Raw genomic sequence first — 15,659 nt, 5'->3', positions numbered from 1 at the left:
ACCCCATCCCCCTCCACCGCCACCAACTTCACCCCAGGACTCACCCGCTCTCCCTGCAAAAAACTCCTCGGCGGTCCGTCGTTCAGGCTGAGTATCGCCACCGCCCCCCGACTCCCCGCCATCACCCCACTGACCTTGATCTCCACCGGCGCCGTGCGATTGGAAAACCACTGCAATGCCGGGTTATCGCTACGCGCCGCGAGCAGTTGCGGGGTGGCCGCCGGGGTGTGGGATTCGGCGGTGGTCAGGAGCAGGGATGACCAGGTGGCGATGCCGACCAGGGCGGCCAGCAGTGCGGCGGCCTGGATGATTTGGGGGGGTGAAAAGTGTGCGGTGAATCTCATGGGCTGAATCTCCTTTTAGTCCCGGTGACCAGACTACGCGGCAATTCTCACGGTTTTATTTCACACGCCTTACATGTTGGCCGTGCAGGATGGTTTTTTGGGACGGGCTGGACGCAAGGGAGTGCGCATTCGATGAACCGGTGCAGGCAGCAGGGTTTTACGCTGATCGAGTTGATGGTGGTGCTGGTGATCATCGGTATCGCCAGTGCGGCGATCAGTCTGAGTATCAAGCCCGATCCGTTGCAGTTGCTGCGCAAGGACGCCGAGCGCGTGGCGCAGTTGCTGCAGATTGCTCAGGCGGAGGCCCGCGCCGATGGCCGGCCGATTGCGTGGTTGAGCGATGGCAAGGGGTTTCGGTTCAGTCGGCGCAATGACAGTGGCAAGGGCTTTGATCATTTTGATCAGGACCCGCAGTTGCGGCCGCGTCCCTGGCAGAGTCCGAAGCTGGAAGTGCGGGTGGAGCCGAAGCAGAAGGTGGTGCTGAACGCGGAATGGATCAATCCGCCGCTGCAGTTGACGCTGTCTGACGGGCTCAATCGGTTGAGTGTGCTGCGCGATGCGTCGGGCCGGATTAGCGTGCAATGAACAGACAACAAGGTTTTACGCTGATCGAGGTGATGGTCGCGATTCTGTTGATGGCGGTGGTCAGTCTGATTGCCTGGAAGGGGCTGGACAGTGTCACCCGCGCCGACAGCCATTTGCAGGCCAGTGGTGAGCAGAGCGACAGCATGTTGCGGGCGTTGAATCAGATGCAACGGGATGTGGAGATGCGCGCCGGGATCGAGCTGACGGAGCCGAAGAAGGTCGGCACTGAGGATGAACCGGCGACGGCGCCGCCTGCGCTTACGGTGCGCAGCAGTGACAGCAAGGGGTTTCGGCTGGACATCATTCGTAGTGCGGCGGATCAGCCGGGGGCTTTGCAGCGGGTGCGCTGGTGGCTCAAGGGGGACACGTTGTATCGCGCGGTGGCGCCGGCACGTAGTCGGTATCCGTTGCCGGCGCCGACTGCTGGGGTGGCGGTGTTGAGTGAGGTGAGTGATTTGCAGGTGCGGGTTTGGGAGATGGACAAGGGGTGGCGGCAGTTGAGCGGGAATCGGCGGGAGGATCCGTTGGGGTTGGAGGTGTGGTTGACTCGGGAGACGGCGCAGGGGGTGGAGAAGTATCGGCAGGTGATGGGGCCGCTCCAATAACTGGGTTCACTGAGATCCCTGTGGGAGCTGCGGTGCGACGATTCGACTTGCCAGCGATGGGGCCTTCACATCCAACATCTCATTGCCTGACATACCGCTATCGCTGGCAAGCCAGCTCCCACAGGGTTTTAGGGTGTTTGTGGGTGTTGTGTAGTTAGCTGAGGACGACTACGCCGCCCGGCAACTCGGTGCATTTGACGCCGTAGGCGTCGCGGATCAACGCGCCTACCCCGGCCAGTTGATCGAGGGAGAAACGTGCCTGCACGCGGCGCTGGCCGAGTTCGCGATTGAGCAGAAGCAACATGCCTGGGCGGTAGCGGTTGATCTCGTCGATCATCTGGCTCAGCGTCGCGCCGTTGAACACCAGCACCTGCTGACGCCAGTTCATCACCGCCCCCGTGTCGACGCTTTGCACGGTGCCGACCTGTTGTGCGTCATAGGTCAGTTGCTGGCCCGGTTCCAGTCGCAGGCTACGGCCTTCAACTTCCACATCCACCGCGCCATCGAGGCAAGTCACGCACACCTGCTGATCAAGGTTACGCAGGTTGAACCGCGCCCTGCTCGCCCGCAGCCATCCACCACCGGCCTGCATCGCCATCGGCAGCCGTGCGGTCTGCACTTCGACTTCGCCGCTGACCAGTTCAAAGCCTTGCACGCCCTCATCCACCGAGCGTTGGTTGATGCGGGTCTGGGTATTCAGTTCCAGGCTCAAACCATCGACCGGTTCGACCCGGCGTTGCTGGCCGACTTCGGTGATGTAATCCGCGCCAAGCCCGGAGAACCCGCCCGGAATCGTGCCACGCACCAGCAGGAACGCCGCCGAAGCAGCCATCGCGCCGCCAAGAAAGGCCCGGCGACCAAACCGTCGTGGCGCCTGCATCGCTTCCGCCGCCGGTAGCAGCAGATGCCACAACGCCTTGCACTCTTCAAAGGCGCGGGCGTGTTCCGGGCTTTGCGCGCACCACTGGCGCAGCGCTCGGGCGTCGGCGACCGTGGCGCGGCCGGAGGTCAGCAGGATCAGCCAGTCGCGGGCTTCGCTTTGCAGACGCTCGGCAGGCGTGGGCTCGGCAGGTGTCAGACGGAAGATGTTCAAACGCGCAGGTACTCGACGGGTTGATCGGGAGCTTCATTCACTAGACGGTTTTCCGGCCCCGCGACCGAACCGCTGAAACACTTTTCTTTCCAGTTTGGCCGCGCAGTGTCCGAGGGCAGCCTTGATTTCCTTCTCGACCATGCGCGTGGAGATGCCGAAACGCTGGGAGATTTCCAGGTGCGGCGCTTCTTCCAGCCGTGCGGCGATGAAGATTCGGCGCCGCCGCGCCGGCAGTTCGTAGAGGGCGCTGAGCAGGGACTGGATTTCCTTTTGGCCGCCGACCACGCGCATCGGGTCCAGCGCTTCGTCGCTGACTTGCAGCAGTTCTTCGACTTCGCTGCCGGTGAGCAGCCGCGCATCGGCCTGGCGGCGGTCGGCGGCGATGTTCAGGGCCATGCGATAGAGGTAGGCGTTGGGGCGCAGCAGGTTAGGCGGCGTTTCCATGCGGTCGACCCGCAGGTAGGTTTCGTGCAGCACGTCGTTGGCCAGGTCCTCCGAGCCGAGACGGCGTCGCAGGCGCACCCGAAAGTCCTCGTAGGACGTCAGGAACAGCTGGACCATCGAACTTTGTCCGGCGTCTTTCATCCCCCGGAAACTCCTTCCCATTGTGTGCATTCCATGCGCTTTCCTGACGATTCGGGTAACAACAGCAACGTGACTGGCTGGCGCAATGCGCCGGGTGTGGGCCGGTCGATTTTGAGCGTGTGAAAACTGTCTACCAGCGCTGCATCGCGCCGAACATCGCCGGTCGAGGTGACCAACCGGTTGTGCTGCACCACGCCGTCGCGGCCGATCCACAGCTGCAACACCGCGCGAAAACTGCCGGGCCGGGTCAGCGGCGAGCGGCACAGATTGCGTTCAATCGCGGCCTGAACCGCTGTGGCGTAACTACGGTTGACCGCTGCGCTGGCCGGGGTCGGTTTCTCCGCCGGCATCGGCACGTCCTCGACTTGCGCCACTTGCAAGGTGAACGCGTCGTCGCGGCTGTACTTGGCCATCAAGCCGCTGCCGCCGAGCATCCGGCGCAATGCTTCGGCAGCAGTGAATTCGCCTTCCACTGCCAACGAGCGGCGACCGCGACTCAACTGGCTGTCGACCAGCACCGCCATGCCGGTGGCGCGGCTGAACTGTTCGAGGGCGCGGGCCAGTTCCTGGGCCGGGATGTGCAGCGTCATGCGCATCGATGCCGGCATCGGGTCGGCGCTGACGCGGCTCAGAAACAAGCCAAGCAGCAGCCCCAGACAGAGCTGGCGCACGAGCGCTGAGCGCGCAAATTCGTCCCTGGCACGGCCTCGCTGCACGGCTGATGCACCCCTGAAAACCGTCATCCTGAGGGCTGTTTATGAATCTGGTGTGACGGCCACTGCAAAAAAACCATCACGGGATCGGCGCGCCCGTTGCACTAGACTCTGTAGCCAGAGCGGCCCCTTCGGGTCGGCCAGGAGGCAGGCATGAAATCAGTCTGGAAAGTCGTCTTCGGCGGGTTGTTGCTGACGGTGTTGGGCGGTGCGCACGCGGAGGAGCCGCTGGGCTGTGTCGAGGTGACGGTGGGCGGCTACAAGGCGCCGAATTACGATTGCCTGAGCCAGCAGATGGGCAACAACCCCGACGGCGCGGCGGCTGCGCAGAAGAATCAGGAAGCGATGAATGTACCGGTCAACAAGCGCCCGCCGAATCAGGTGGGGCTGGCGACGCCGGCGGCCACGAGTACGCGGATGGGCAATACGTTTGGCACGTCGGTGAAACCGCAGCGGCCGCCGGTGAATACCGGCGCTTCACCGCTACTGGGCAAGTGATCAGTCGCTGGGGATTTGGCGAAAACTCACCGCCAACCGGTTCCAGCTGTTGATGGTGCTGACGGCCATGGTCAGGTCCACCAGTTCCGTCTCGTTGAACTGTTCCCGCGCCTGCTGGTAAACATCGTCAGGCACCCGGCTATCCGCCAGCAGCGTCACCGCCTCGGTCCAGGCCAGCGCCGCCCGCTCGCGCAGGTTGAAGAAGCCGCTGTCGCGCCAGACCGCGATGGCGTACAAGCGTCGATCCGTCTCCCCGGCCCGTCGCGCCTCAACCGAATGCATGTCGGTGCAGAACGCGCAGCCGTTGAGTTGCGAGGCGCGGATCTTGATCAGGTGCAGCAGCGGCGGTTCGATGCTCAGGTTGCTGGTCAGCGCTTCCAGGCCAATCATCGCTTTCATGGCTTTGGGCGATGCACTGTAGTAATCCAGACGCGGGGACATGGGCGGGCCTCGGGCAGCAGAAGAGTGATTTCACGGTAGGCGCTGGTTCGGCAACGTTACAGCCCCAATTCCACGAAAAAATGGCAGACCATTTCCCCCGAGCCAAACACGATACCTGTGGGAGCGGGCTTGCTCGCGAAGGCGGTGTGCCAGTCGATTTTTAGTTGCCTGACACGACGCCTTCGCGAGCAAGCCCGCTCCCACAAGAGTAAGTGACCAATTCGATATTTTTGCTCTACGCAACTACTGCCCCGTAAACAAACGGGAGTAATCTGGCCGGCACACTCAATCGCCCGGAGCGCACCGTCGGTATGGAACTGCATGTCGTGATCAATGGCCGCAAGGATCTGGCCGGTCAGTTGTACCAGCAACTGCGCGGCGCCATTGAATCCGGGCGTCTGGCCGCCGGCACCCAGTTGCCGCCCAGCCGTTTGCTCGCCGAGCAACTGGGGATCTCGCGCAAGACCATTTCCGACACCTACGCGCAATTGACCTATGAGAACTTCCTCACCGGGGTGATCGGCAAAGGCACTTACGTCAACGCACGCTCGACGCCGGTGCAGCGCAAGCAAAGTTATTCCGAACTGGCCAGTTCCGAGGTGATCGAGAGCTGGCGCAATCTGCCGGTGTTCCTGCGCCACCCGACGCTCGAGGGCTCGCTGCGCTACGACTTCATCGGCGGCGCCACCAGCAAGGGCCAGTTTCCCCAGGATGACTGGCGTCGCTGCGTCGCTCATGCGCTTCGGCAGATGGCCAATGCCAAAGGTTTCTACAGCGTGCCGGAAGGCCTGCCGGCGCTGCGCAATGCGATTGCCCGGCACATCGCGTTTTCCCGTGGCGTGAACTGCCAGGACGAGGACATCGTGGTGTGCAACGGCGCGCAACAGGCGCTGGACCTGATCACCCGAGTGCTGATCCGCCCCGGCAGTCTGGTGGCGATGGAAGATCCCGGCTACCCGCCGGCGCGGCTGCTGTTCGGCACTCACGGGGCGGCGGTGGTCGGCGTGCCGGTGGATGCGGAAGGGATTCAGGTCGAGCAGATTCCCGAGGGCACACGGCTGATCTACGTGACGCCGTCGCACCAGTTTCCGCTGGGCATGCCGATGAGCCAGGCGCGGCGCGAGGCCCTGCTCGAGCGGGCCCATGAGCTGGGCGCGATCATCATTGAGGACGACTATGACAGCGAATTCCGCTACGAAGGCCGGCCAACCGACTCGCTACACAACCTTGATCAGCGCGGCATCGTCGCTTACGTCGGCACCTTCTCGAAAACCCTGCTGCCCGAGCTGCGCCTCGGCTACGCGATCCTGCCGCCGGCGATTCTCGAAGCGGTGATCCGCGCCAAGCAGCTCACCGATCTGCACGCCTCCACCCTGCCGCAATGGGCGCTGGCCAAGTTCATCGCCGAAGGCTGTCTGCTCAAGCACATCCGCCGCTGCCACACCATTTATGCCCAGCGCCGCGAGCGGATTCTGGCGCGCATGGCCACCGACCTGTCGCCGTGGCTGGAGGCCGTGCCGCCCAGCGCGGGGTTTCACATGGCGGTGTTCTGCAAGGTGCCGATCGACTTGCCGCTGGTGATCGAACTGGCGAAAAAGGTCGAAGTCGGGCTGTACGCCATCGATGGCTTCTATTACCAGCAGCCAGCCAGAAGCGGCATGTATTTCGGTTTCGGCGCCATCGAGACGCTGGACATCGACATCGCGCTGGACCGCCTGCGCGACATTCTGCAACAGGTCGTTGGTTAAATTGGCCTAAACGATTAACCGCCGATTGGTTATTGGTGATCCGGGGATGCAGGCCTATCCTGCACAAGCGTTATCCCTCAGTGAGCAGGATTCGTCCGGCCTGATTCAGGAGTGTGAGCAATGTCCAACGAAGTGATCAACACCGTACAGGTGCAGGCTGCCGCCGGCCGATCGGAGGAGCTGGGCAAGCAGTTGCAGAAGATCGTCGAAACCCTGCGCCAGACGCCGGGCTGCGATTCCTACATGGTCGACCGCTGCCCCGAGGACAGCCACCGCTGGACGGTCAGCGCCCGCTGGCAGTCGGAAGCGGCGATGCAGGCGCATTTCAATCGCCCGGAAGCTCAGGGGTTTATTGACTTGATCGACAGTCGTCTGGCCAATAGCGTGGATTTCAACAGTTTCCCGATCGTATAAAAACAACAGGATCCACATCGATGGCGACGGAGCCCCCTCCGTCGCCATCGTTCGTTTTGCCGGCCTTGTTTTCGCGCGATTGGTCACCCGAACTTCCCGAATATTGGCCGTTTGAATACCTCGGCACGCGGACTACTGTGATTACCGACTCCCCCACTTATCAGGTAATCACCATGAAAGTCCTGCACTTGCTTGCCGCCCCGCTCGCCGCTCTGGCCCTCACCATCAGCGCTTCGGCACTGGCCCACGGTACCGATTCCCCGTCCGAGAAAATCTCGGTCCTGCAGGACCAGATGCTGAAAAACGTCCCCGGCAAAAAAGCCATGATGATCGAAGTCGACTACAAACCCGGTCAGTCCTCCATCGCCCACAAACACGACGGCACCGCCATGGCGTACGTGCTCGAAGGCGAGATCGTGTCACAGGTCAAGGGCGAGCAACCGATCACCTACAAGAAGGGCCAATACTGGTACGAGCCGGCCGGCTCCGAGCATTTGATCTCGAAAAACGCCAGCAAGAGCAAGCCGGCCAGGTTGCTGGTGTTCATGGTGCTGTCGCCCAACGAGCAAGTATTGATCCCATTGAAAAACTGATGGCTGTTTAACCAGCCATAAATGAAAGGCGCAAAACATTGATTGGCGCCTTTTTTATTTCTCGCGGCAATTAATCAAGAACGCTTACAGCCAATAAAACTATTGCATGACAGTCATTCAGCAAATTGTCAGGTTGTTTTCAGTTGGGCGGGAGTAGTCTGAGGCAACTGTCGCCGGTTCCATTTAATCAACCCCGACATGCCTGACTTTCCGACTGAAGTTGCTTCACGGGAGACTCACCATGAAACTTGCCTTTGCCAGTACCTTGGCGATATCAGTTTTAGCGTTGTCAGCCTGTTCTGTTCCAACCGCTCCGAAGGCGGTTTCCTCCCTCGATACGCTGTTCACCCAACCGGTGGGACGCAGCAGCGCCACCCAGGTCAAAAGCGGTCCCGGTGTCTCGCTGGGTGTCATCTACAGCCCAAGCACCCAAGCCAACCGCGACTATTTACGGAACTACCAGGCCAACGCCGGCACCGGTTTCGGCCAGAGCCTGCTGGTGCAGCCGATTCATGACGCCTACGTCGCCACCTCGAAACCGGACATGGCCGTGGATTGGGTCAAAGCCTCGCTGCAACGCCAGTTCGGCTCGGTCACGGTGTACCCGGACATGCAGAGCCTGCGTGCGGCCAACCCGGATGTGGTGGCGATCGTCGATACTCACAGCCAGTTGATAACTTCGCGCAGTTCGGACATCAAGGCGGATGTGAGCGCGGATTTTTATGACGGGAAGTTCAACTATATCGGCACGGCCAAGGGGTCTGAGGCAAAAGAATTGACGCCGGTCTGGGCGGACTTCAAGCGTTCAGAGGAGATTGTTGCGGATATTAATCAGCAACAGGAAGTTCAGGTTCGGGCGTTGCAAAAGTTTGACCAGTCGCTCAGTAATTTGCTGACCAGGCCGGCAGATAAAGTGTCGATGCTTGATAACAAACAAGGACATAACTTGCAGTAACGAGAAAACCATCAGGCAAAAAAAAGCCCCCGCATCTCACAATGCAGGGGCTTTTTCATTCAACGGCTACTCAAGCAAGCTCAAGCTCCGCCGTCGCCGCAGCAGGCACGACCGCCTGACCGCTCAGCGCCACGTCGTTCAGCTCACGGTTGGCCACCGCGTACATGGCGTAGTCGGTGCCGCTGGCGGCACGGATTTCCACCAGCATGGCGCGCCAGCGCTGGATCATCGCGTCGTGTTGCGCCATCCACAGCGCCAGACGCTCTTCCACGTCCAGGTTACCGCCGCCCGCTTGCAGAACAGCGATGGTGATCGCGCGTTGCTGCCAGTCGACGTCGTCGCGGAACGCTTCGCGGGCCAGGGCCTGCCAGTTGTTTTCAACCGGCAAGGCGCTGATCTGCGAGATGTACCAGGTGATGTCCAGCGCGCTGCCCACGGCGAAGTACGCCTTGGCCACTTCGGCTGGATCCTGACCGGTCACGTCGGCGGCTTCGATGATCGGCAGCAGCGTGTAGAGGTGGGTAGTACCCGCCACCATACGCGCCAGCAGTTCCGGTACACCGGCGGCGACGTATGCCTGATAGCGCGCCTGCCAGTTTTCGCGGATTTCGCCGCTCAGCAGTTCGTCCAGCTTCAGGCCCAGCTCTTTGAGGTGCGGACCGAAATGCGCGACGTCACGGGCAGCGTTCTGCTCGTTGCGGCGGGCACGCAGGAACCAGCGCGTGGCGCGACGGCCCAGACGCATCAGCTCGTCCATCAGCTCCAGTTGCACGTCAGCGGAGACCTGATAGTCCAGGGCTTCGATCTGACGGAACCAGTGTGGGAGGTGGAAGATGTCGCGCACGATCACGTAAGCGCCAGCCACGTTCGCCGGGGTCATGCCGGTGGACTCTTTGAGTCGCTGAACGAAGGTGATGCCCATGTGGTTGACCAGATCGTTGGCGATCTGGGTGCTGACGATCTCGCGCTTCAGGCGATGACGACGCATGGCTTCGGAGAACTTGCTGACCAGAGTCGGCGGGAACGCCGTTTCCATATCGCGGGTCAGGTAGTCGTCGTCCGGCACCAGGGAGCCCAGCAGCTGCTCCTTGAGGTCGATCTTGCTGTACGAGATCAGCACCGACAGCTCAGGACGGGTCAGACCATGGCCTTCAGCAACGCGTTCGGCCAGTTGCTCTTCGGTCGGCAGGAACTCGATGGCGCGATCCAGCTTGCCACGGCCTTCCAGGTCGCTCATCAGACGCTTGTACTCGGCGATCCGCGCGTAGGCACGGCGGGCCGCCAGGGACAGGGCCTGAGTCTGCTTGTAGTTGTTGCCCAGCACCAGACCACCGACTTCGTCGGTCATGCTCGCCAGCAACTGGTTGCGTTGCTTGTCGGTCATGTCGCCGGCCTGAACCACTTCGTTCAGCAGGATCTTGATGTTCACTTCGTGGTCGGAGCAGTCCACGCCACCGGCGTTGTCGATGAAGTCGGTGTTGGAACCGCCACCATTGAGACCGAATTCCACACGACCCAGTTGGGTCATGCCGAGGTTACCGCCCTCGCCCACCACTTTGCAGCGCAGTTCGTTGCCGTTCACGCGCAGTGCGTCGTTGGCCTTGTCGCCGACATCGGCGTGGCTTTCGGTGCTGGCTTTGACGTAAGTACCGATACCGCCGTTCCACAGCAGATCCACCGGTGCCTTGAGCAAGGCATTCAGCAGTTCGGTCGGGGTCAGCTTGTCGGCCTGGATGTCGAAGCGCTCTTTCATCTGTGGCGAGATGGCGATGCTCTTCGCGCTGCGCGAGAAGATGCCGCCGCCTTCGGACATGATGCTGGTGTCGTAGTCGGACCAGGCCGAACGCGGCAGGTCGAACATGCGTTGACGCTCGGCGAAGCTGGTGGCCGGATCCGGGTTCGGGTCGATGAAGATGTGCATGTGGTTGAACGCGGCAACCAGTTGCAGCTTGTCGGACATCAACAGGCCGTTACCGAACACGTCACCGGCCATGTCGCCCACGCCGACCACCGTGATGCTGTCTTCCTGGACATTGATGCCGCGCTCGCGGAAGTGGCGCTGTACGCCAACCCACGCGCCCTTGGCGGTGATGCCCATTTTCTTGTGGTCGTAACCGGCCGAACCACCGGACGCGAACGCGTCACCCAGCCAGAAGCCGTAATCGATGGCAATGCCGTTGGCGATGTCGGAGAAGGTTGCAGTGCCCTTGTCCGCCGCGACCACCAGGTACGGGTCATCGTCGTCATGCCGCACGACGTTGGCCGGCGGTACCAGTTTGCCGTCCTTCAGGTTGTCGGTGATGTCCAACAGGCCCGAGATGAAGATGCGGTAGCAGGCGATGCCCTCGGCCGCAATCTCGTCACGGCTGCCGCCCAGTGGCAGGCGACGCGGCAGGAAGCCGCCCTTCGCACCCACCGGCACGATGACCGAGTTCTTCACTTGCTGGGCTTTTACCAGACCGAGGACTTCGGTACGGAAGTCTTCTTCACGGTCGGACCAGCGCAGGCCACCGCGAGCGACGTTGCCGAAGCGCAGGTGCACGCCTTCGACGCGTGGCGAGTAAACGAAGATTTCGAACTTCGGAACCGGTTTCGGCAGCTCAGGGATCAAGTGCGGGTTGAACTTGAAGCTGAAGTACGACTTGTTCTGGCCGTTGGCGTCGGTTTGGTAGAAGTTGGTGCGCAGGGTCGCTTTGATCAGGTCCAGGTAACGACGCAGGATGCGGTCTTCGTTGAGGACTTGAACGTCGTCCAGCGCAGTCAGGATCGCCTGTTCCAGACGTTGTTGCTTGTCGTCCAGATCGTCGCTGCCGAGCTTGCGGGCCAGATAGAAACGGGTCTTGAACAACCGGGTCAGTTCGCGAGCGATGTCGGTGTGGTTGTTCAGGGTGCTGGCGATGTAGCCGAGGTCGAAGCCCAGACGAATCTGCTTCAGATAACGGGCGTAGGCACGCAGCAGCGCAACGTCGCGCCATGGCAGGCCGGCGGTCAGCACCAGACGGTTGAACGCATCGTTCTCGGCATCGCCACGGACGATGTGGACGAACGCGTCCTGCAGGGTGTCGTTGAGTTGCTGGATGTCCAGGTCCAGGCCTTCGGCGGCGGTGAACGCGAAGTCGTGGATCCAGAACTCGCGGCCGTTGGTGTGACGCAGACGGTACGGGAATTCACCCAACACGCGCAGACCGAGGTTTTCCAGGATCGGCAGCACGTCGGACAAGGCCAGCGGGGTATCGGCGTGATACAGCTTGCAGTGCAGCTCGCGTGGGCCGGAGGCCAGCGGCTGGTAGAAGCTCATGGCCAGCGGCTTCTTCTCGCTCAGATTGAGCAAGTGCTGCATGTCGACCACGGCCGAATGCGCAGCGAAGCGCTCGCGGTAGCCGGCCGGGAAGCCTTTCGGGAAATCGGCCAGCACGTTGGTGCCGTTGGCTTCGCCGAAGGTTTCGACGGTCAGGGCGGCGTAGTCGTCCTGCCAGCTGCGGCAGGCCTGGATCACTTCGTTTTCCAGTTGCAGCGGGTCGATGTCGATGCGGTTTTTCGGGTCGACGCGCAGGATCAGTTGCACGCGGGCCAGCACGGACTCGGAGAAGAACGTCCAGAATTCGCAGTCGGAGGCTTTCAGGCGCTCCATCAGCACTTGCTGGATCTTCTGGCGAACTTCGGTGGAGTAGATGTCACGCGGCACGTAGGCCAGGCAGTAGCAGAAACGGCCGTACGGGTCTTTGCGCAGGAACACGCGGATCTTGTTGCGTTCCTGGATCTGCACGATCGACATCACGGTGCTGAACAGTTCGTCGACCGGAGTCTGGAACAGGTCGTCACGCGGCAGCACTTCCAGAACCTGTGCCAGTTCCTTGCCCAGGTGAGCCTTGGACTGGAAGCCGGAACGGCGCTCGATTTCCTCGACCTTGCGGCGGATGAACGGAATGACACGCACGCTTTCGCCATACACCGAAGAGGTGTACAGGCCCATGAAGCGGTGTTCCTTGATCACTTTGCCGTCGGCATCGATTTCGCGAATCGACACGTAGTCCGGGTAGGCCGGACGGTGCACGCGGCTCGGATGCGCGGCCTTGGCGAACGACAGCAGGGTCGGTTCGCGCAGGTAGTTCACGGCATAGTCTTCGATGTGGCGGTCTTCGTTGGTCAGACCGGTGCGCAGCATCTTGGTCAAGCCGAGGAAGGAGTTCTGGTCGTATTCGATATGGCCACCATCGGCCTGATCGACAACGGTGAACTCTTCGTAACCAAGGAAGGTGAAGTGGTTGCCCACCAGCCATTCCAGGAAGCTCTTGATTTCGTTCTTTTCGTCGGCATCGACGGCGAATGCGCTGTTATCGAGCTTGGTGAGGATTTCCTGCACCTTGGCCTTCATCGGCTCGAAATCGGCGACCGCGACGCGGACTTCACCCAGGACCTGTTCCAGTTCCTTGGACAGCACATTCAATTCGGCCGCGTTGGCGCAGCGGTCGATTTCCAGGTACATCAGCGACTCGTGCAGCACGCCTTCGCCGGTGGTGCCTTTTGGCAGGATTTCCAGCAACTCGCCCTTGCTGCCACGACGCACGCTCAGCACGGTGGTCTGCAGGGTGTGGATGCTGTAGCCGCGACGGTTCAGCTCGGTACGCACCGAGTCCACCAGGAACGGCAAGTCATGGTGCAGCACTTCGACCGCGGTGTGCGTCGACTGCCAGCCGTGACGTTCGTAATCGGGGTTGTAGACGCGCACTTGCGGTTGCGCGTGATCGAAGCGCTCAAGCAGGCGCCACGCAGAAAGAGTACAGCCAGCGAGGTCGGAGAGGCGACGTTGGGTCAGCTCGTCCAGGGAAATGATGCCGAAGAATTGTTCAGCGAACAGCGCCACTTGTGGCAGTGCCTGTTCACTGATGTGCTGCGCCAGTGCCGCTTGCAGTTGGTGCTGGAAGTCGGCTTTGCTGGCTGCGGTGAAGAACGCCATCTGTGGTACTCCGCTTGGGCTTGTTATTGATGGAAAGCGTCGCGTGCAAAACCCCTTTCGGGGCGTTCCGTCGCCCTGTTCCTGATTCTCGGGCAGAGGAAACAGGGTGACAGGTGGGTGAAGCTGGACGAGACACTCAGGTCACATTCACCTTCCATGAATGGGCATCTGCAAAAACGACTGTCTGGCGCCGCTCGCGGGGCCCTGGCAATGCCTTTACGGGTGCTCATCCGTTGCGCAGCTTAATGGGTGCGACAATGTGTCTGCTTGCGGTGCTGCGACATATTCGGTCATTGGCACGTAAACAAAGGCCTGCGCATCGGTAAACACTGGCATTCATGGGGCGGAACGCCGGTCTGAATGCCCGTTTTTACGGTACAGGCGTGCCAGGAATGACCATTGACCTGTGTCGCGTTCACGACACATCCTCTGACACTCTCACATGCAGAAATTCCCGCGGACTGGCAGAATCGCGCCCAATTGCGACCAACACGCCCGCCGAGGCAGGAATTCCCCATGCAAATGACCACCGCCCTTTTGATCGTCAACCCGTGCGACGACGAAGAAGACAACATGGCCATGCTCTGCTGCCACAGCGACAAGGGCGACATGTTCCTGATGAGCCGTTACCCGGACGAGGACGAGCTGGAGATCACCCTGGATGGCGAGCCGTCGAACCTTGATGGCGTCAAGGTCACCCTGAGCAAGACCCTGCTGAAGATCGAAATCGCGGCGGCGGATGCCGATGCGCTGAATGGGGATGATGTGCTGGAAATCACTTTCAACCCGGACATGGTCGATCTGGCTGAAGTCGAGGAAACCCTGAAGAACATTCTTGATGGTACTGGCACCTATATCAGCCAGATTTGATGGTGTCTGGGCCGGCCCTTTCGCGAGCAAGCCCGCTCCCACATTGACCGCGTTCTGTCTGTAGTACGCGCTCCCCTGTGGGAGCTGCGGTGCGACGATTCGACTTGCCAGCGATAGGGCCCGAAAGAACACCGCACCTCCCCCGCCCTACAAAATTCCAACAATTGCCCCGGTCATTTCCCGCACTTTGCGCAAAATGCCGTTAGTCGCCACCCCCTGCGATGGATTAAAGTAACGCCCCCAGCCCCGGCGTTATCCGAACGCCTGTGGCCACCCTTTCCAGGAACAGTCATCGATGGAACATCGTGAAGCGCTGCTGGCGCTGCGAACCTTTCTTTCAACGCAGATTCTCGGCCAGGAAAAACTCATCGAGCGCTTGCTCATCGCCCTGCTCGCCGACGGCCACATGCTGGTCGAGGGCGCTCCGGGTCTGGCCAAGACCAAAGCGATCAAAGAGCTCGCCGAGGGCATCGAAGCCCAGTTCCATCGCATTCAGTTCACCCCGGACCTGCTGCCGGCCGACATCACCGGCACCGAGATCTATCGCCCGGAAACCGGCAGTTTCGTGTTTCAGCAAGGTCCGATCTTCCACAACCTGGTGCTGGCCGACGAAATCAACCGTGCCCCGGCCAAGGTGCAATCAGCCTTGCTCGAAGCCATGGCCGAACGTCAGGTCAGTGTCGGGCGCAGTACTTACGAGCTGTCGCCGCTGTTTCTGGTGATGGCCACGCAGAACCCGATCGAGCAGGAAGGCACCTACCCGCTGCCCGAAGCGCAGCTCGACCGCTTCCTGATGCACGTGAAAATGGGTTTCCCGGACGCGGCTGTCGAACGCCGGATCCTGCAACAGGCAAGGGGCGAAGCCCTCAACGGCGAGACCAAGCCTGAACGTCGGGTCAGCCAGCAGGCGATCTTCGCCGCGCGCAAGGAAATCCTTGGCTTGTACATGGCGGACGCCGTGGAGGAATACCTGGTGCAGCTGGTCATGGCGACCCGTAACCCGGCCAAGTTCGACCCGGAAATGGCCGAGTGGATCGCCTACGGCGCCAGCCCGCGCGGCTCGATCGCCCTCGACCGCTGCGCCCGCGCCCACGCCTGGCTGGCCGGTCGCGACTTCGTCAGCCCGGAAGACATCCAGGCCGTGCTGTTCGACGTGTTGCGTCACCGCATCATTCTGTCGTTCGAGGCCGAAGCCGCCGGCATCGACCAGGATCGGGTGGTGCAACGGATTCTCGACGTCGTAGCCGTCGCTTGACCT

The 15,659-nt window shown here is 61.4% G+C and carries 15 protein-coding genes; 9 read left to right on the top strand and 6 right to left on the bottom strand.

Annotation, left to right across the window (positions count from 1 at the left end; translation table 11 throughout):
* Positions 1-344 (bottom strand): general secretion pathway protein GspC (locus CAG25_RS20245; protein ID WP_085690986.1); only part of this gene is annotated, 344 nt, incomplete at its 3' end.
* A gap of 132 nt (positions 345-476) precedes the next feature.
* Here CAG25_RS20245 and gspH point away from each other — a divergent pair.
* Together gspH and CAG25_RS20235 are read left to right on the top strand one after the other, a co-directional pair.
* Positions 477-929, top strand: a complete 453-nt coding sequence (gene gspH / locus CAG25_RS20240; RefSeq protein WP_085610517.1) for a type II secretion system minor pseudopilin GspH — start codon at positions 477-479, stop codon at positions 927-929.
* Positions 926-1,534, top strand: a complete 609-nt coding sequence (locus CAG25_RS20235; RefSeq protein WP_085610518.1) for a prepilin-type N-terminal cleavage/methylation domain-containing protein — start codon at positions 926-928, stop codon at positions 1,532-1,534. The genes gspH and CAG25_RS20235 overlap by 4 nt, the downstream gene beginning before the upstream one ends.
* Positions 1,535-1,688: 154 nt before the next feature.
* On the opposite strand, the gene CAG25_RS20230 is transcribed toward CAG25_RS20235, so the two are convergent.
* Genes CAG25_RS20230 through CAG25_RS20220 form a run of 3 tightly spaced genes read right to left on the bottom strand, consistent with a single transcriptional unit; the run spans position 1,689 to position 3,928 of the window.
* Positions 1,689-2,627: a DUF4880 domain-containing protein gene (locus CAG25_RS20230; protein ID WP_085610519.1), complete on the bottom strand. Its 939-nt coding sequence runs from the start codon at positions 2,625-2,627 to the stop codon at positions 1,689-1,691.
* Positions 2,628-2,660: 33 nt separating this feature from the next.
* Positions 2,661-3,212: an RNA polymerase sigma factor gene (locus CAG25_RS20225; protein ID WP_064597192.1), complete on the bottom strand. Its 552-nt coding sequence runs from the start codon at positions 3,210-3,212 to the stop codon at positions 2,661-2,663.
* A complete protein-coding gene (locus CAG25_RS20220; RefSeq protein WP_085610520.1) occupies positions 3,209-3,928 on the bottom strand; it encodes a secretin and TonB N-terminal domain-containing protein in 720 nt (239 codons plus the stop codon). Before CAG25_RS20220 ends, CAG25_RS20225 begins: the two co-directional genes overlap by 4 nt.
* A gap of 150 nt (positions 3,929-4,078) precedes the next feature.
* Here CAG25_RS20220 and CAG25_RS20215 point away from each other — a divergent pair, with 150 nt between their 5' ends.
* A complete protein-coding gene (locus CAG25_RS20215; protein WP_085610521.1) occupies positions 4,079-4,423 on the top strand; it encodes a hypothetical protein in 345 nt (114 codons plus the stop codon).
* On the opposite strand, the gene CAG25_RS20210 is transcribed toward CAG25_RS20215, so the two are convergent.
* Positions 4,424-4,864: a carboxymuconolactone decarboxylase family protein gene (locus CAG25_RS20210; RefSeq protein WP_085610522.1), complete on the bottom strand. Its 441-nt coding sequence runs from the start codon at positions 4,862-4,864 to the stop codon at positions 4,424-4,426. It lies immediately after the preceding gene.
* Between the two features lie 311 nt (positions 4,865-5,175).
* On the opposite strand from CAG25_RS20210, the gene CAG25_RS20205 reads away from it, so the two are divergent.
* From CAG25_RS20205 to CAG25_RS20190, 4 genes are all read left to right on the top strand, one after another.
* Positions 5,176-6,612: a PLP-dependent aminotransferase family protein gene (locus tag CAG25_RS20205; RefSeq protein ID WP_085610523.1), complete on the top strand. Its 1,437-nt coding sequence runs from the start codon at positions 5,176-5,178 to the stop codon at positions 6,610-6,612.
* A 120-nt stretch (positions 6,613-6,732) separates the two neighbouring features.
* Entirely contained in the window at positions 6,733-7,026 is a 294-nt protein-coding gene (locus tag CAG25_RS20200) for a putative quinol monooxygenase (protein ID WP_039773274.1), read from the top strand.
* Positions 7,027-7,199: 173 nt separating this feature from the next.
* Positions 7,200-7,619, top strand: coding sequence for a cupin domain-containing protein (locus CAG25_RS20195; RefSeq protein WP_085610524.1), 420 nt, complete (start codon positions 7,200-7,202; stop codon positions 7,617-7,619).
* A 241-nt stretch (positions 7,620-7,860) separates the two neighbouring features.
* On the top strand, positions 7,861-8,574 hold the full coding sequence (locus CAG25_RS20190; RefSeq protein WP_085610525.1) for an ATPase: 714 nt from the start codon (positions 7,861-7,863) through the stop codon (positions 8,572-8,574).
* Positions 8,575-8,644: 70 nt separating this feature from the next.
* Here CAG25_RS20190 and CAG25_RS20185 read toward each other — a convergent pair whose 3' ends face one another.
* On the bottom strand, positions 8,645-13,531 hold the full coding sequence (locus tag CAG25_RS20185; protein WP_064597204.1) for an NAD-glutamate dehydrogenase: 4,887 nt from the start codon (positions 13,529-13,531) through the stop codon (positions 8,645-8,647).
* 516 nt (positions 13,532-14,047) lie between these two features.
* Here CAG25_RS20185 and CAG25_RS20180 point away from each other — a divergent pair.
* On the top strand, positions 14,048-14,401 hold the full coding sequence (locus tag CAG25_RS20180; protein ID WP_085610526.1) for a hypothetical protein: 354 nt from the start codon (positions 14,048-14,050) through the stop codon (positions 14,399-14,401).
* Between the two features lie 295 nt (positions 14,402-14,696).
* Positions 14,697-15,656: a MoxR family ATPase gene (locus CAG25_RS20175; protein ID WP_011334589.1), complete on the top strand. Its 960-nt coding sequence runs from the start codon at positions 14,697-14,699 to the stop codon at positions 15,654-15,656.
* Positions 15,657-15,659 lie beyond the last annotated feature (3 nt).

This window comes from Pseudomonas sp. B16(2017) (assembly GCF_002113205.1).
Classification (GTDB): Bacteria; Pseudomonadota; Gammaproteobacteria; order Pseudomonadales; family Pseudomonadaceae; genus Aquipseudomonas; species Aquipseudomonas pharyngis.
Note: the sequence above shows the minus strand (reverse complement) of the source record. Positions and strands in the feature narration are given on the sequence as shown.

What these genes read in the sequence shown, in the direction of transcription:
- gspH (WP_085610517.1), top strand. Translation starts at nt 477, where the DNA reads ATGAACCGGTGCAGGCAGCAGGGTTTTACGCTGATCGAGTTGATGGTG.
- CAG25_RS20235 (WP_085610518.1), top strand. Translation starts at nt 926, where the DNA reads ATGAACAGACAACAAGGTTTTACGCTGATCGAGGTGATGGTCGCGATT.
- CAG25_RS20225 (WP_064597192.1), bottom strand. Translation starts at nt 3,212, where the DNA reads ATGAAAGACGCCGGACAAAGTTCGATGGTCCAGCTGTTCCTGACGTCC.
- CAG25_RS20215 (WP_085610521.1), top strand. Translation starts at nt 4,079, where the DNA reads ATGAAATCAGTCTGGAAAGTCGTCTTCGGCGGGTTGTTGCTGACGGTG.
- CAG25_RS20210 (WP_085610522.1), bottom strand. Translation starts at nt 4,864, where the DNA reads ATGTCCCCGCGTCTGGATTACTACAGTGCATCGCCCAAAGCCATGAAA.
- CAG25_RS20205 (WP_085610523.1), top strand. Translation starts at nt 5,176, where the DNA reads ATGGAACTGCATGTCGTGATCAATGGCCGCAAGGATCTGGCCGGTCAG.
- CAG25_RS20200 (WP_039773274.1), top strand. Translation starts at nt 6,733, where the DNA reads ATGTCCAACGAAGTGATCAACACCGTACAGGTGCAGGCTGCCGCCGGC.
- CAG25_RS20195 (WP_085610524.1), top strand. Translation starts at nt 7,200, where the DNA reads ATGAAAGTCCTGCACTTGCTTGCCGCCCCGCTCGCCGCTCTGGCCCTC.
- CAG25_RS20190 (WP_085610525.1), top strand. Translation starts at nt 7,861, where the DNA reads ATGAAACTTGCCTTTGCCAGTACCTTGGCGATATCAGTTTTAGCGTTG.
- CAG25_RS20185 (WP_064597204.1), bottom strand. Translation starts at nt 13,531, where the DNA reads ATGGCGTTCTTCACCGCAGCCAGCAAAGCCGACTTCCAGCACCAACTG.
- CAG25_RS20180 (WP_085610526.1), top strand. Translation starts at nt 14,048, where the DNA reads ATGCAAATGACCACCGCCCTTTTGATCGTCAACCCGTGCGACGACGAA.
- CAG25_RS20175 (WP_011334589.1), top strand. Translation starts at nt 14,697, where the DNA reads ATGGAACATCGTGAAGCGCTGCTGGCGCTGCGAACCTTTCTTTCAACG.